General features: G+C 42.4%; 18 protein-coding genes and 1 pseudogene. 7 read left to right on the top strand and 12 right to left on the bottom strand.

From position 1 onward, the window contains the following. Positions 1-214 precede the first annotated feature (214 nt). Both ACE1AQ_RS01825 and ACE1AQ_RS01820 read right to left on the bottom strand, forming a co-directional pair. Entirely contained in the window at positions 215-457 is a 243-nt protein-coding gene (locus tag ACE1AQ_RS01825; protein ID WP_002736094.1) for an AbrB/MazE/SpoVT family DNA-binding domain-containing protein, read from the bottom strand. Positions 458-755: 298 nt separating this feature from the next. Beyond that, positions 756-962, bottom strand: a complete 207-nt coding sequence (locus ACE1AQ_RS01820; RefSeq protein ID WP_002736760.1) for a hypothetical protein — start codon at positions 960-962, stop codon at positions 756-758. Between the two features lie 326 nt (positions 963-1,288). On the opposite strand from ACE1AQ_RS01820, the gene ACE1AQ_RS01815 reads away from it, so the two are divergent. Then, positions 1,289-1,588: a hemolysin XhlA family protein gene (locus ACE1AQ_RS01815; protein WP_002755782.1), complete on the top strand. Its 300-nt coding sequence runs from the start codon at positions 1,289-1,291 to the stop codon at positions 1,586-1,588. A 62-nt stretch (positions 1,589-1,650) separates the two neighbouring features. Here ACE1AQ_RS01815 and ACE1AQ_RS01810 read toward each other — a convergent pair whose 3' ends face one another. Both ACE1AQ_RS01810 and ACE1AQ_RS01805 read right to left on the bottom strand, forming a co-directional pair. Further along, complete coding sequence (locus tag ACE1AQ_RS01810) at positions 1,651-1,860, bottom strand: type II toxin-antitoxin system HicA family toxin (RefSeq protein WP_008199354.1); 210 nt, start codon at positions 1,858-1,860, stop codon at positions 1,651-1,653. Next, on the bottom strand, positions 1,857-2,057 hold the full coding sequence (locus ACE1AQ_RS01805) for a type II toxin-antitoxin system HicB family antitoxin (RefSeq protein ID WP_002735173.1): 201 nt from the start codon (positions 2,055-2,057) through the stop codon (positions 1,857-1,859). Before ACE1AQ_RS01805 ends, ACE1AQ_RS01810 begins: the two co-directional genes overlap by 4 nt. A 54-nt stretch (positions 2,058-2,111) precedes the next feature. Here ACE1AQ_RS01805 and ACE1AQ_RS01800 point away from each other — a divergent pair, with 54 nt between their 5' ends. From ACE1AQ_RS01800 to ACE1AQ_RS01785, 4 genes are all read left to right on the top strand, one after another. After that, complete coding sequence (locus ACE1AQ_RS01800; protein ID WP_149037202.1) at positions 2,112-2,312, top strand: hypothetical protein; 201 nt, start codon at positions 2,112-2,114, stop codon at positions 2,310-2,312. Between the two features lie 96 nt (positions 2,313-2,408). Further along, entirely contained in the window at positions 2,409-2,642 is a 234-nt protein-coding gene (locus ACE1AQ_RS01795) for a hypothetical protein (RefSeq protein WP_002792613.1), read from the top strand. After that, on the top strand, positions 2,632-3,048 hold the full coding sequence (locus ACE1AQ_RS01790) for a type II toxin-antitoxin system VapC family toxin (protein ID WP_110544342.1): 417 nt from the start codon (positions 2,632-2,634) through the stop codon (positions 3,046-3,048). Before ACE1AQ_RS01795 ends, ACE1AQ_RS01790 begins: the two co-directional genes overlap by 11 nt. Before the next feature lie 85 nt (positions 3,049-3,133). Beyond that, complete coding sequence (locus ACE1AQ_RS01785) at positions 3,134-3,283, top strand: hypothetical protein (RefSeq protein WP_172456634.1); 150 nt, start codon at positions 3,134-3,136, stop codon at positions 3,281-3,283. Positions 3,284-3,317: 34 nt separating this feature from the next. Here ACE1AQ_RS01785 and ACE1AQ_RS01780 read toward each other — a convergent pair whose 3' ends face one another. From ACE1AQ_RS01780 to ACE1AQ_RS01755, 6 genes are all read right to left on the bottom strand, one after another. Further along, positions 3,318-3,602, bottom strand: a complete 285-nt coding sequence (locus tag ACE1AQ_RS01780; RefSeq protein WP_004163554.1) for a hypothetical protein — start codon at positions 3,600-3,602, stop codon at positions 3,318-3,320. A gap of 187 nt (positions 3,603-3,789) precedes the next feature. Beyond that, positions 3,790-4,074 carry a DUF1214 domain-containing protein gene (locus tag ACE1AQ_RS01775; RefSeq protein ID WP_110544339.1) on the bottom strand — a complete coding sequence of 95 codons (285 nt, stop codon included), beginning with the start codon at positions 4,072-4,074 and terminating at the stop codon, positions 3,790-3,792. Between the two features lie 127 nt (positions 4,075-4,201). Further along, positions 4,202-4,423: a type II toxin-antitoxin system HicB family antitoxin gene (locus tag ACE1AQ_RS01770; protein WP_002744564.1), complete on the bottom strand. Its 222-nt coding sequence runs from the start codon at positions 4,421-4,423 to the stop codon at positions 4,202-4,204. Positions 4,424-4,425: 2 nt separating this feature from the next. Further along, positions 4,426-4,653 (bottom strand): type II toxin-antitoxin system HicA family toxin, encoded by a 228-nt coding sequence (locus tag ACE1AQ_RS01765; RefSeq protein ID WP_110544337.1) that lies wholly within the window; start codon positions 4,651-4,653, stop codon positions 4,426-4,428. 167 nt (positions 4,654-4,820) lie between these two features. After that, on the bottom strand, positions 4,821-5,516 hold the full coding sequence (locus tag ACE1AQ_RS01760) for a metal ABC transporter ATP-binding protein (RefSeq protein WP_002784967.1): 696 nt from the start codon (positions 5,514-5,516) through the stop codon (positions 4,821-4,823). Between the two features lie 10 nt (positions 5,517-5,526). Further along, positions 5,527-6,462, bottom strand: a complete 936-nt coding sequence (locus tag ACE1AQ_RS01755) for a metal ABC transporter solute-binding protein, Zn/Mn family (RefSeq protein WP_110544335.1) — start codon at positions 6,460-6,462, stop codon at positions 5,527-5,529. A 572-nt stretch (positions 6,463-7,034) separates the two neighbouring features. On the opposite strand from ACE1AQ_RS01755, the gene mfd reads away from it, so the two are divergent. Then, positions 7,035-10,517 (top strand): transcription-repair coupling factor, encoded by a 3,483-nt coding sequence (mfd, locus tag ACE1AQ_RS01750; protein WP_110544333.1) that lies wholly within the window; start codon positions 7,035-7,037, stop codon positions 10,515-10,517. A gap of 372 nt (positions 10,518-10,889) precedes the next feature. Here mfd and ACE1AQ_RS01745 read toward each other — a convergent pair whose 3' ends face one another. Together ACE1AQ_RS01745 and ACE1AQ_RS01740 are read right to left on the bottom strand one after the other, a co-directional pair. After that, entirely contained in the window at positions 10,890-11,315 is a 426-nt protein-coding gene (locus tag ACE1AQ_RS01745) for a lysozyme inhibitor LprI family protein (protein ID WP_008199375.1), read from the bottom strand. Between the two features lie 144 nt (positions 11,316-11,459). Further along, positions 11,460-12,375, bottom strand: a pseudogene (locus tag ACE1AQ_RS01740) (molybdopterin dinucleotide binding domain-containing protein); the annotation flags it as partial. A 470-nt stretch (positions 12,376-12,845) separates the two neighbouring features. Between ACE1AQ_RS01740 and ACE1AQ_RS01735 the strand changes: the two are divergent. Continuing rightward, positions 12,846-13,925 carry an SGNH/GDSL hydrolase family protein gene (locus ACE1AQ_RS01735; RefSeq protein ID WP_106909743.1) on the top strand — a complete coding sequence of 360 codons (1,080 nt, stop codon included), beginning with the start codon at positions 12,846-12,848 and terminating at the stop codon, positions 13,923-13,925. Positions 13,926-14,003: the final 78 nt, after the last annotated feature.

Below are 14,003 nucleotides of genomic sequence, written 5' to 3'. Positions count from 1 at the left end.
AGGTTCAAAAATTTGTCAAGTATCATAAGTAAAATACTCTGGTTTTTGGCTATTATATCAAATCTTAACTCAATTGTCTATCTTTTGGCATTAACCTGTTTGTGCCTTAAGTCCTTCCCCGTATGGATTTCAGCTACTTTTAAGCTTAAGTACTCTCATCGAATTTTATTTTAAGTTAATTATTTGCATAACAATTACCGAAGAGCCAATCTTTCTACCATTGATTTTGCCGCTCAAACTCGTTTTCCACCCCTAACCAATCCTGTAACTCGGCTTCAATAGGAGCATCATCAAATAACTCAGCCCAGCCTTCCCTCACCTTCTTTTTAGCACTCAGAATAATTCTTTTTCCATCAACTATCGCCTCAACTTCGTCCAGAAGTTCACACTGTTCCATGATTGCTTGAGGAATTGTAATTGCTTGAGAATTACCGATTTGTACGATTTTTAGCAACATTTTGACGACCAGATAAACATACGATAATTATATCAACTTATACTTATTAGGGAGCGATCGCCCCTCCTCCTCAAAATCGCCCCTCCTCCTCCCCAAAAATGATCGCCCCTCCTCATCCAAATCGCCATTCCCCAAAAATTGCTCCTCCCAAAAACCATCGCCCCTCCCCATCATCAAAAAATGATCGCACTACAAGATCAGCTACAAGCTCGGCGATCGCATTAATAAAAATCCAAAAAATCAGATAATTACGGTGAATAACAATTAATTTAGTGCGTTACTACAAGAGCGATCGCACTTATTGACCTCGCCCTGGCTTACAGTCGGCAAAACTTAATGCCTCTGTGTCTAGAAAACTGGCGATCGCCATCTCAAGGATTGCTTCAACGGGATAATCAATTTCAGTAGCGCGAGCAATCAGGGCATCCTGAATCCAGTCTGGTAAGCACTTTAAAATATTTTCCGCATCCGCAGACGAGATTTGCTCCGAAAGTTTCACTTGCATGGGTTAGGACTCCAGTATGAATTTGAACATTATACGGTGGCTCAGTTGCCCTTCAAATGATCGCCTCTAGTTCTAATAGTAGCGCAGGGTTTTTTGAGTAAGGTATTGTCTGCACCGCAATTCGTACCAGCTATTCTCATTTTGAAACGATTTTGCGTTGTTTCAGCGATCTAGAGATTCGTTAAGAATTATTAACCCCTCTAGGTGCAAGGGTTTTAATGTCATGAAACCTTAAAATGAGAATTGCTATATTTTGAGAAGAGGCCGTTCTCTCAGCAAAAAAATAGATTAAAATGAGTGTGTCAGCCTGATTAACAAGATGAGTTATGCCAACACCGACTATCATCGAAACAGATTTGCGCGAAGTTCTAGCAGAAATGAATCAGAAGCTAGATACAATTTCTAAAGATGTGAATCAAGTACAGATTCGATTGGCTACTGTAGAAACCAAAGTTGATAATGTAGAGAAACGATTGGATTCAATGGATAAGCGATTCGATAAAATGGAATTACAGATAGAAAAGGTAGAAAGCAATCAGGGCAATCAGGTTTGGGCTTTGATTGGGATTTTGTTTACGGCGGTAGTGGCAACGTCTATCCGTTTTGTTTTAACAGCTTTACCCTAGATTTCAAAAGAAAACCTGATCGCGTTTTTAAGATTTAATCAACAAGAAAACAGCGATCACCGTTATCTCAAGTCATCTTCGGTCAGATCAGCATCTTTCAAAATACTCTTAAGAGTACCAATTGGTAAATCTTTATTGCCATGAACAGGAACGGATAAAATAACTTTCATTCCCTGTTTTGTATAAATATAATGACTACTACTAATGCGTTTTAACTGCCAACCATAACGTTCAATAATTTTACAAAGGGCTTGGCCAGAAATAGATTTCATAATGATAATTCGACTAGCTCTTTTTCTGCTTCAATTTCTGTTTCTTGACTTGCAACTTCAAGCCATCCTTGAACTGCATCTTGCAACATTTCTAATAATTGTTCGTAGCTTTCTCCCCAGGTATGACAGCCTGGCAATGCCGGTACGGAACCGCACCAAATACCATCTTCTTGCCAGATTAGAGCTTTAATTTTCATGTTATTTTCAAAATATTTGCCTGATTTTACTATGATAATAGAAAAATACGATATGTGATCGCCATTCCCACATCACCCAAAAACGATCGCCCCTCCTCACTCAAGAAACGATCGCCTCTCCTCCTCATCAAAAAGCGATCGCCCCTTCTCATCCCAAAAAAAACGATCGCCTCTCCTCATTCTCAAAAAGCGATCGCAATCATCATCACAAAAAATGATCGCCCTTTACGTTCCTATCCCAAGCGGCAGCTTTAAAATTTAATCAACAAGATAATAGCGAATAACAATCAATTTGGTGTGTTACATTTATAATATGGGTATTTCAAGCAAAAATCATTTCACCAACAGATCATGCTTAATTCTATTGACGCATTATTTGACGGAAAGGTCTTTCATCCAGAGCAACCCGTTACATTGAAGGCCAATACTCGCGTCCGCATTATTGTTGATAACTTATCGGATGAAAATAATGAACTCACTTCTTTTTTAGAGACAGCAGAATCATTACAACTAGACGGCCCCTCAGATTGGTCAGAAAATCTAGATAAATATTTATATGGCGAAGAAAAAGAGCATGAACCCTGAGAAATTTCTCGATACAAGTTATGCGACCGCTTTATCTTCATCTACGGACGATTATCATCATAAAGCACTTGCCATTGCCCAACAATTAAAAGCTTCAAAAACACCTTTAGTTACAACCAGAGCCATTATTTTAGAGATTGGCAATGCTTTATCTAAACAAAAATATCGCTCTAAGTCAATTAAATTATTGTCCTCATTAGAAAAGGACAGAACAGTGACAGTTATTCCCTTATCGGAAATTCTTTATCAAAAAGCTTTTCAACTATATTGTCAAAGAAACGATAAAAATTGGGGAATTGTTGACTGTATTTCTTTTATTGTAATGGAAGAGCGTAGAATAACGGAAGCATTAACAACGGATATTCATTTTCAGCAAGCTGGTTTTCGAGCTTTGTTGAGAGATTAATCTCAGGGCAGGCGATCGCCCCTTCTCCTCCCCAAAAAGCAATCGCCCCTCCCCATCATCAAAAAACGATCGCATTACAAGATCGGTGATTGCGCTCCTCCCAAAAATGATCGCCGCTCCTTCTCAAAAAACGATCGCCTCTTCTCATCCCCAAAAAGCGATCACACTCATCCCCAAAAAGCAACCGCATTCCCAAACAGCGATCGCCCTCTCAATTAAAAGCAGGTTAAGTTAAACAAAGTGCAACACAACCTAACTAGAGATCGCAATTATTCCTTGTACTCTATTGTAAGTTTATAACTGCTTTTTCCTTTTTGTCCCAGTGTTATATTTACGTTTTCACTGGTTTCTAAACCTTTTAAATCAATACCTTGAACTATTTCGCTGTTTAATTCTATCTCAAATTTTTTCACATTATTCTCTCTTCCTGCTCTAATGATAGTTGCAATATTTTGAGCATCATCACTGGTAAGAGATACTGGCTGGGAAAAAATTCTTACAATTCCTACTGCTGCACGTATAGCAAGATACTCAAGTACTATTAGCAATGTCATAAAAGTTATAAATAGACTTATTCTGTAGTGCGATCACCGATTTTGTAACTAGGGTTAACGAATACGACCCGATGATAACATCATTGTCGAGTTACTGCAATCATTCTCTCTGACAAAGTTTGATCGCCAAATTTTATCACCTCAACCCAAGCAACAGATCGGCGATCCAGCCATATTCTGGATAGGACTACTTCAATAACTCGATTTCCCCTGGTCGCCAAGTCTTATCAAACCAAGGCTCAAGCGGGCCATACAGCCGAAGAATCGTATTCCAACCCGTGCCCAGATTTGTCTGCACCCAGTTATTCTCCTTACCCGCAGGCGGTTTCGGCCCGAAATAGATATCCACAGAGCCATCGGCATTAACCAAAAGTCCCTTAGTCTGACTACCGACACTAGGAAACTGTTGATCCGTCTGAATCATCGATCGCGTCTGGTTACTGTCAAGAATCACTGACCAGAATAGTAGCACGCTAGGATGTTTTAGCGTAACGCAGAATAATTACAAATTCGTCATGATTAAAAGCAAAAAAGCGCGTTAAGTAACTATTTTTTAAGTCAAGACGGCAATTAGCGATCGCCATTCCCAAAAAATTCCTCTATACAGTGCTTAATGCTTTGATTTTCGCTATCTCTGTTTCTAAGTTGGGAAGTTTTTGATTATATTTTTGGGCTGTTTCTAACCATAAATCTTTTACCATCAGTAATTCTTGTAGGGTTTCTTCTAAGGTTTCACCCTGAGCCAAACAGCCAGATAGTGCTGGAATTTCAGCGACAAAACCGCCTTCTTCACAGGGATAAATAATAATTGGATAATTCATCTTTAGTTGTCTCCGATAATTTCAAGGACTCGACGAATATAAACAGATTTTACTTTTTTATTATGAACAGCTATGATCAAAATAATATCATTTCTTTTAAAAATGTGATGGCTACCTGTAATTCGATCAAGGGAAAACCCTTCTAATTCTAGCAGTTGACAAATATCGTTGAATCTTGCGTTATTAGGACTATTCTTTAGGAGTTCTAGTAGTTTATCCCTTTTAGACACGAGTGAATGCCATTCAACAATGAGCTTGAGCAGAAATCCATTTTAACCCAAAAGGAGAAAACTTTTAAGTACCTAAGCAAAATTAATTACACATTTCGATAAAGCTTTTGCCTTTTGCCTTTTGCCTTTTGCCTATCCTAACCAAGAAATTAATTTTGCACGACTACTTAACAATACACTTGTTCTAACATAGCGGTAGTGAGAGATTTTTGGCCGTGATAATAGAGACGACGATTGAGACAACCGATCGATTTAACATAGGTAGATAGGGTTCCCAGATCATGGGAAATAATTAAAATAGTCATCCACTCATTCAATTCTTGCAACAGGGAAAAAATACTAGCACGCATTTGGGGATCGACACTGGCAGTGGGTTCATCTAAAATCAAGAGACGGGGTTCTACCGCTAAAGCGCGAGCGATATAAACCCGTTGGCGCTGTCCTCCCGAAAGTTCAGCAATCGATCTTTTTTTCAACGCTAACATTCCCACACTATCTAAAGCTTTATCTACCCTTACCTCATCTTTTTTACTATAGCCTTGCCAGAGTTTTTTGCTGCTCAATCTCCCCATTTTCACCACCTCACCCACAGTAATGGGAAATGAGCGATCGCATTCAACAAACTGCGGCACATAACCGACTAATTCCCGACCTTTTTGGACACTTTGCCCCAAAATACTGACTTCTCCCCGCCAAGGTTTAATTAATCCCAGTAAAACCTTAAGGAGGGTAGTTTTTCCTCCTCCATTCGGGCCGATAATTCCCAGGAAATCTAATTCTTCAATGGTTAAATTAATATCTTCGAGGATGGGTTCCTGTTCGTAGCCGGCCCAGAGATTATTAATGGTAATGATCGTTGACATATACAAGCAATTACTGATTTAAAACTGTGGCCATTTTTTGGGAAACTTGTCGCAGGTTTTCACTCCAATTTTGAGCAAAGGCACTGATAGGGATTACCTGTCCCCCAATTTCCCTAGCAATAGTTTCGGCACTTTTCTGACTAAATTCTGGTTGAGTAAAAATAACTTTAATATTCTCTTTTTTTGCCTGTTTGATTAGTTGACCTAACTGGGCAGCACTGGGTTCATTACCGTCGATTTCGATCGCAATCATCTCTAAACCGTAATCTTGGGCAAAATAGCCCCATTCGGGATGAAAGACCATAAATTTTTTGTTTTTAATCCCTGCCAAGTTTTGCCGAATTTCTTGATCTAATGCGTCTAATTCCTGACTGAATTTTTCCAAGTTAGCTCGATAGATAGCTTCCTGACCCGGATCGAGTTGTGCTAGGGTTTGATAAATAGTCTTTGCTTGTGCTTTGACTCGTTTTGGTGATAACCAAATATGGGGATCTAGGGTGTTTTTTCCAGCTTGATGTTTTTCTTCCTTAGCGTGATCGTGATCATGATCATGATCGTGATTATGTTCTGCTGTCAAAGGGATTTTATCTACCCCTTGACTGGTATCGACGATTAACATCTGTTGGTTAACACTGTTTAAGCGATCTTTCCAGGCATCTTCTAAGGATACACCAATTTTAAAATAGGCTTGCGATCGGGCTGTGGTTTTTAATTGTTCGGGTTTTGGTTCATAGGTGTGGGGATCTGTCCCGGGTTGAATCATGGCATTAACACTGACTCTATCACCGCCGATACGTTTGACGAAATATTCCTGCGGTACGATACTCACTGTCACCTGTAAGGGTGTCTTTGCTTCCTCTTCCTTGACCGAGGAATCGCTACAAGCTGTTAAGCTGGCTATAGTCAGGGTTAAAGCGATCGCTGTTAACTGGAATTTTTTACCCATCGGATTAACTGAGTCTGATTATGATTCTGATCTTATCACAGTCGGTGAGAATCGTTATCATTCTGAAAATATTTCGGTATAGATGTACTGGTTTTTCGTCCTTCGATCTTTCGCTCCCAATTAAAAAATTTTCTCTTGCTAACTAGGGCTTGACATGATATTATATAGATAATGGAAAATCCGTGCGCCTGCGACCCCCCTCTGGTCAAGTCAAATAAAGCCCAAAAAAATTAACCCCAAAAAGTAGTGGGTGAACTGATAACTGATACTTGCTAAGACTGCACCGGAGCAGGGAGAGGAAGCCTGAGCATTTGTACTAAAAATCCCAAGAGGCAGTATAAAAAATTCAGTAGAGCTTAACTAGAGCTTGCTGAATAAATCTAAAAACCGTGTTGGGTAAGACTTTTAGACTTTTTGGGAAATCAAAAAGTACCGGACATGAGAGTGATCGGGGGGAAAATTAAGTAATTGACCCCCTCAAAATCGGTAAAACCCCACACCCCACACCCTGTCCCCACGAAAAACTTTTTGCCGCAAACCCTAACTAAAAACCGAGTGCCGAACACGAAAAAATGACTTTTGCCTCCGTTATTCGCAACATTGAAAAATCGCCATTAACTGCCGAACTTATCCAAAAACTGGAGAAAAATGGCAATTTAACCCTAACCGGCCTTGCCCGCTTACCGAAAGGATTAATAGGCACAGCTTTCGCCCGTTGTCAAGGAAAAAATCTTTTAATTATCTGTGCCAATCTGGAAGAAGCGGCACGTTGGGCGGCACAATTAGAAGCGATGACGTGGAAAGGTGTTTTCTTTTATCCCACCTCGGAAGCTTGCCCCTACGAGAGATTTAATCGGGAATCCGAGATGATTTGGGGACAGATGCAGGTATTATCGACAATCAGTCATCAAGAGGCTGGAATGGCGATCGTTACCACCGAAAAGGCCCTGCAGCCCCATTTACCCCCTAGAGAGGTTTTCGAGAAATATAGCGATAATTTTGAGGTAGGAAGGGTTATAGAAGCCAAAAACCTCGATCTAACCCTAGCTAGATTAGGATATGAACGGGTTTCACTGGTAGAAACCGAAGGACAATGGAGTCGTCGCGGCGATATCGTTGATATTTTCCCAGTTTCGGCAGAATTACCGGTCAGGTTAGAATTTTTCGGCGATGAATTGGAAAAATTGCGAGAATTTGACCCTGCCACCCAAAGATCGCTCGATTCTATCCCCAATCTGCTTCTTACTCCCACTAGCTTCGCGGCGATGATTGCCCCTTCTCTCCCCCCGACAGTGGCCGATTATCTGGAGGCCGAAGAGCGAGAAAAATTGGCTAATGGCATTTATCCAGAGGGAATTGAGCGATTTTTAGGCTTGGCCTTCCGTCAACCTGCCTCTTTATTGGATTATCTCCCTGAAAATACCCTTATTGCCTTTGATGAACTGGAAAGCTGTCAAGCTAGAAGCGATCGCTGGATAGAATATATTGGGGAACGCTGGCAAGAGATAGAACCAGCTTTACCGCAAATTCACCGTTCTTTTGGCGAATCTTTGGAAATATCGGCCAAATTTCCCCATCTCTACCTCTCAGAAATAGACGATCACCTCTCCGAAAATAGCCTTAATCTCTCCAGTCGTCCGATTCCCACCAATCCGGGGCAATTCGCCAAACTAGCGGAAATTTTACGGGGAAAAAGAGAGATTTATAGCGGTATTAAAGTAAATAAGTACGCTACATGGTTAATATCTGCCCAACCCTCCCGCACAGTCTCGTTATTACAGGAACACGACTGTCCGGCCCAATTTATCCCCAATCCCCTTGATTTTGGGGCGATCGAGCGATTAATCATTCAAAACACCGCTACAGCCCTAAAATACTCAGGATTAGCTGAATTAGAAGGTTTTATCCTACCCACCTATCGCATAGTCGTCGTTACTGATCGAGAGTTCTTCGGACAACATCTTCTAAATACTGCTGGTTACGTCCGCAAACGTCGGCAAGCAGCCTCGGTACAGGTGGACGTGAACAAACTCCGTCCCCTCGATTTTGTAGTACATAAACACCATGGCATTGGGCAGTTTATCAAACTAGAAAAGCAGGAAAGCACAATTAGCGGAATAGTGCAAGGTCGAGATTATCTAGTTATTAAGTATGCCGATGGATTATTGCGGGTTCCTGCCGATTCTGTTGATAATCTCTCCCGTTATCGTCATACAGGTAATCAAGAGCCAGAATTACATAAAATCTCTGGCAAAGCGTGGGAAGCGACGAAAGCTCGCGTCAGGAAGTCGATTAAGAAGTTAGCGGTTGATTTAATCAATATTTACGCCCAACGGGCCAAAAAATCGGGTTTTGCCTATCCTATGGATAATCCCTGGCAGCGGGAGTTAGAGGATTCTTTTCCCTACCAACCCACTGCCGATCAATTAAAAGCGATACAGGATGTGAAACGGGATTTAGAAAGCGATCGCCCGATGGATCGCTTAGTCTGTGGGGATGTGGGTTTTGGTAAGACAGAAGTGGCGATTCGGGCTATTTTTAAAGCTGTCACCACGGGTCATAAACAGGTGGCTTTATTAGCACCAACAACGATTTTAACCCAACAACATTATCACACCCTAAAAGAACGTTTTGCTCCCTATCCCATTAATGTGGGTTTATTAAATCGTTTTCGCACCAATTCCGAGAAAAAAGATATCGTCCAGCGCTTGAAAACGGGGGAATTGGATATAGTAGTGGGTACTCAGTTGTTATTGAGTAAAGCGGTGGAGTTTAAAGATTTAGGATTATTGGTAATTGATGAAGAACAGCGTTTTGGGGTCAATCAAAAGGAAAAAATTAAGGCTTTTAAAAGTAATATTGATGTGTTAACCTTGAGTGCGACACCGATTCCCCGGACTCTTTATATGTCCCTTTCTGGGGTGCGAGAAATGAGTTTAATTACCACACCTCCCCCCTCTCGTCGTCCCATTCAAACCCACCTTTCTAGTTATAATTCTGATGTGATTAGAACGGCAATTCGCAACGAATTGGATCGGGGGGGACAGGTTTTTTATGTATTACCCAGAATCGAGGGGATTGAAGAAAAAGCGGCAGCAATTCAAGGGATGATTCCTGGTGCTAGAATTGCCATCGGCCACGGTCGTATGGATGAGTCCGAATTAGAGACCACCATGTTAGCATTTAATAATGGGGAAGCGGATATCTTAGTCTGTACGACTATTGTAGAGTCGGGGTTAGATATTCCCAGAGTTAACACGATTATCATTGAAGATGCCCAAAAATTCGGTTTAGCGCAACTCTATCAACTGCGGGGACGGGTGGGGCGATCGGGAGTACAAGCGCACGCTTGGTTACTGTATCCGGCCAAGGCAGAACTAACAGAAACCGCTCGGGAAAGATTAAAGGCAATTCAAGAATTTACCCAGTTAGGATCGGGGTATCAATTAGCGACTAGAGATCTGGAAATTCGCGGCGCTGGTAACTTATTGGGTGCGGAACAATCAGGACAAATGGAAGCGATCGGTTTTGATCTATATATGGAAATGTTACAGGAAGCTTTGCAGGAAATTCAAGGTCAAGAAATTCCCCAAGTGGAGGATACCCAAATCGATCTGAAATTAACTGCATTTATTCCTAACGATTATATATCCGATCCGGAGCAGAAAATGGATGTCTATCGGGCGATCGCTACTGCCAATTCTCAGAAAAATTTAGGACAAATTGCCGCCGATTTAGTCGATAGATACGGGGCAATTCCTTCACCGGTGGCACAATTATTTAAGGTAATCGAGTTAAAACATCTGGCTAAATCCCTCGGTTTTTCCCGCATTAAACCCGATGGAAAACAGCATATTATCCTCGAAACTCCCATGGCAGAGCCAGCGTGGAAATTATTACAAGAACACCTACCCCAACATATACAATCACGCTTTGTTTATAGTCCCAAACAGGTGACAGTTAGGGGTTTAGGATTGGTAAAACCACCACAGCAGTTAGATAGTTTATTGGACTGGTTAGCTAAATGTAAAGATGGTTTACCGACGGGCAATTAGATGGGGGCCACTCTAGATCTTTGCCGGGGTGTGTCTGGAAGAGGTTCTTTCCAGTAAGTAGGGTTGGCTGAAAAAGTTTGTTGGTGGGCTTAGGAGTCAGGCTTCGGCCGTAAGCTCAGCGTTCGACAAAAGCTCACGCGGCTCGACTGATCTCGCCGAACGTCCGAAGTCTCGCCGAACGTCCGAGGTCCGAACGGAGTAGGGAGTTTCAGGCTTTGTTGCCCTCCTTCTTCGTACTGATTTATGTACTATAAAAAGGATAATGCCAGGTTTTTGAATGTCCCAATCCTATTTTCGCAGCATGAACATCGGATTTTAACAGGTCAAAAGCCTTATTTTAAAAGGGTTTTACCATTATTCAGCAAGCCCGACTTAGAGATCTCCATTTTCTAAATATCTCCGTAAATCTTTGGTGCGCTGCTCGGTGACATCTGCCAAACAATTACTGTAAATCATGGGAGCTATAGAGCCTCCCTCAAACTCACTTCTTTCAAATTCGCAACTGCTGTCTCTAAACTTAATCCAAGCTTGTTGGGCGGTAATTAATTTTTGTTTGCGAGCAGCTGACAGTTTTGGCAGTAGTTGTCGATAAACTTGATTTAACTTGCGATCGGCGTTTTGATAGGCTATGCCAGCACAAATGTTCATTTCGCTTTGAGTCTGGGGATTGTTACAGTTAGGGCGTTGAGCTAGTTGCAACTCCGTCGCTCCAGATGTGGGACTTGCAATGCCAGGGGTAGTCATCCCGACGGCCAATAAACTGGCTATGCTTAATACGGTTAGCGAAAACTCGCCCATGGCCATTTACTCTAATGATGGTAAGAATAGGATAACAGAAATGCGATCAAAGCGATCGGACGGAAAATCAGTTTGTTTTGGCTGAGTTTATTTCTTAGGTGAGGATATTGTCTGACCGTTATTGAGAATATCGGGAATCGGTAACTAAAAAACCCAGACGGGAACTCTTTTGTAAGCGGGGGTTCCACAGCGAGGCTTGATTTTAGCCTTGAATAAAATATTGGCTTCGGGGTAAAACATAAAGCCAACCCCCTCGCGAATCGGACCGAAAATAAGTTCGATATTTTCTAATTTGCCGGCATCTCCTTGGACGGTGACTCTTTGATGTTCTTGAAGGCCCGCTTTTTTGGCATCCTCGGCGTTCATTAATAAACAATGACGGTGGGGCATTCCCCAATATTTATCGCCCACTTGATAAACGACGGTCTTATGTTGTCCATAACTGCGTCCCGTTCCGAGAATCAGGGCAATTCCGGGGGCATTCTAAATTTTGTTCGATCAAAAATTTTTGTAATCCGACGAATAGGGCGGTGTCGCTACCCGGAATCGGCTGTAGGTAGAGAGTAGAAATATCGGAACCGCCCCGCAATAGGGATTTAATCGGAAAAGCGGGCGAGGAGAATTTGACCAATCCGATTTCAATTTGCGGGTTAATAATAATAATTTTACCGCCGCGATCACGAATTTGAATTAATTCATTGATCAGGCGGGGATGATTAGCGGGGGCGTTAGAACCGATCAATACCACACAATCGGCTTGTTTTAAGCTTTCCAGACTGACCATCGAAGTTCCGGAGCCGAAAACCTGTTTTAATCCTACGGTGGAGGCGGCATGACAGAGATCGGAACAATCGGCTAAATTATTACTTCCTAATGCCAGGAAAAATAATTGTAAGAGATAGGCGGCTTCATTAGAAGAACGTCCCGAACTATAGGAGGCAATGGTCTCGGACGGTTGACGAAAAGCTTGTTCGGCTAATCGATAAACTTCTTCCCAGCTAATACGTTGATAGTGACTTTCTCCGGTTTTTAAGAGGACGGGATAACTGAAACGACCCAAAAAGCCCAGTCTAAACCTTACGATGAGGCCGTTGAATTGTTGGTCAAATTAAGAGACTTAGCCGAATATCAAAACCGCTTGCCCGTTTTCCAAGAGCGTCTGAACCAGATTTACGAACAGTACAGTAACCGTTCGGGATTGAAGAGGAGGTTACAAGAAGTAGGACTTACTGACAGTAAGTGAATCGCTCTTGAATTTTCTATGTCTCGGATAATTTCAACATGAATTAAACAACCATGTTGAGTTTGTTGTCAACCTTCGGAGATAATCAGGTATTGATTTATGTCCATTTTTTTAAATTCCAAAAGTGTTAAGAATTATGTGCGATTGCCCCACCTCTTGACTAAGTAGGTAGAGCAAGTTTCTTTGTTCTATGTTAAGATATTGAGGGCTTCGTTTTTGGGTCTGATTTGTTGTTGTATTGATCGGACAGTAAATGATGAGCCTTTTTCTGTCAACTCTTGAGGTTGATGCGTTTCATTGTTGAAGGCGAACCGATGAAATATTTATTAACAAAATCACTAATTGCCACGGCGGGAATTAGCTTCTTCACTCTCCTTTCTCCTTTCAAAGCCCTAGCGGCCACCTTCGATAGTTTTCAGGTATTCGGCGATAGCTTATCGGATCCGGGAAATTTATATCGACTAACGGGCAATTCTTACCCGCCTAGTCCCCCCTACGCGAACGGGCGCTTTTCTAACGGTTCGCTCTGGATCGAGTATTTACAGCAGGATTTCGGACTGCCGAATAGCGCGGCGCTGAATCTTGCCTACGGCGGAGCTACCAGCGGCCAGGAGAACGTGGCCGAACTCTTGTTCGAGGGGGATTTTCCAGGATTACTCGACGAGATCGGCGCGTTCGCCGCGAACCCGTCTCTATCAACTTTCGACGCTCGCGATCTCTTCGTCGTCTGGGCCGGAGCTAACGACTATCTTTTCGGTTTTAGTACCGACCCCGATGTCGTAGTCGGTAACATTATCGCCGCGGTTCAAACTCTGATCTCCCCCGCGGTCGGGGCGAAAACGGTGATCGTTCCGAATCTACCAGACCTCGGGAAATTACCCAGTCAGGCGGGAATATCAGAGATGACTGATCTAGCCCTAGAGCATAATCAGAAATTAGCCGCGGCGCTTCAAGTCCTCCAAAACGCTCCCTCGACCGCGGCCACTCTGATCCCGCTAGATATCTACTCTCTCTTCGAGAACACCTACAACGATCCGTCTCGCTACGGTTTAACCAACGTCACGGACGCTTGTTTGAATACCACTACCGGGCAGATCTGCGCCAATCCCTCCGCGTATCTTTTCTGGGACAGTTTCCATCCCACGACCGTTACCCATCAAGCGATCGCAGGTCTCGCCTCGACAACCCTCACCAGCATTCCCGAACCGGACGCGACAGGTGCGATCATTATCGTCGCTTTTGTCGGTTTGGGTGTTAAAGTGGCGCAGGTAAGGATGAAACAGCCCTGCTCTCATACTAAATCCGTTGAGTATAGGCTACATATCAGTAGAGGCACTCTTGCAATAGGTAAAAGCGGAAATAAATAATCAGTTTTTAATAACCAGATTTAGTATTATGGGGTAAGCCTTCAAGCGATCGCTAACTAACAGAAACCCGAAATTTGA

The organism is Microcystis sp. BLCC-F209, assembly GCF_041928595.1.
Taxonomy (GTDB): domain Bacteria; phylum Cyanobacteriota; class Cyanobacteriia; order Cyanobacteriales; family Microcystaceae; genus Microcystis.
The sequence above is the reverse complement of the archived record's forward strand: the minus strand, read 5'-3'. Positions and strand labels throughout refer to the sequence as shown.

Excerpts from the sequence above, each read along its gene's own strand:
- ACE1AQ_RS01770 (WP_002744564.1), bottom strand. The coding sequence starts at position 4,423 with ATGAATTATCCAATTATTATTTATCCCTGTGAAGAAGGCGGTTTTGTC.
- ACE1AQ_RS01745 (WP_008199375.1), bottom strand. The coding sequence starts at position 11,315 with ATGGGCGAGTTTTCGCTAACCGTATTAAGCATAGCCAGTTTATTGGCC.
- ACE1AQ_RS01810 (WP_008199354.1), bottom strand. The coding sequence starts at position 1,860 with ATGAAATCTATTTCTGGCCAAGCCCTTTGTAAAATTATTGAACGTTAT.
- ACE1AQ_RS01790 (WP_110544342.1), top strand. The coding sequence starts at position 2,632 with ATGAACCCTGAGAAATTTCTCGATACAAGTTATGCGACCGCTTTATCT.
- ACE1AQ_RS01795 (WP_002792613.1), top strand. The coding sequence starts at position 2,409 with ATGCTTAATTCTATTGACGCATTATTTGACGGAAAGGTCTTTCATCCA.
- ACE1AQ_RS01820 (WP_002736760.1), bottom strand. The coding sequence starts at position 962 with ATGCAAGTGAAACTTTCGGAGCAAATCTCGTCTGCGGATGCGGAAAAT.
- ACE1AQ_RS01825 (WP_002736094.1), bottom strand. The coding sequence starts at position 457 with ATGTTGCTAAAAATCGTACAAATCGGTAATTCTCAAGCAATTACAATT.
- ACE1AQ_RS01780 (WP_004163554.1), bottom strand. The coding sequence starts at position 3,602 with ATGACATTGCTAATAGTACTTGAGTATCTTGCTATACGTGCAGCAGTA.
- mfd (WP_110544333.1), top strand. The coding sequence starts at position 7,035 with ATGACTTTTGCCTCCGTTATTCGCAACATTGAAAAATCGCCATTAACT.
- ACE1AQ_RS01815 (WP_002755782.1), top strand. The coding sequence starts at position 1,289 with ATGCCAACACCGACTATCATCGAAACAGATTTGCGCGAAGTTCTAGCA.
- ACE1AQ_RS01805 (WP_002735173.1), bottom strand. The coding sequence starts at position 2,057 with ATGAAAATTAAAGCTCTAATCTGGCAAGAAGATGGTATTTGGTGCGGT.
- ACE1AQ_RS01735 (WP_106909743.1), top strand. The coding sequence starts at position 12,846 with ATGCGTTTCATTGTTGAAGGCGAACCGATGAAATATTTATTAACAAAA.
- ACE1AQ_RS01755 (WP_110544335.1), bottom strand. The coding sequence starts at position 6,462 with ATGGGTAAAAAATTCCAGTTAACAGCGATCGCTTTAACCCTGACTATA.
- ACE1AQ_RS01760 (WP_002784967.1), bottom strand. The coding sequence starts at position 5,516 with ATGTCAACGATCATTACCATTAATAATCTCTGGGCCGGCTACGAACAG.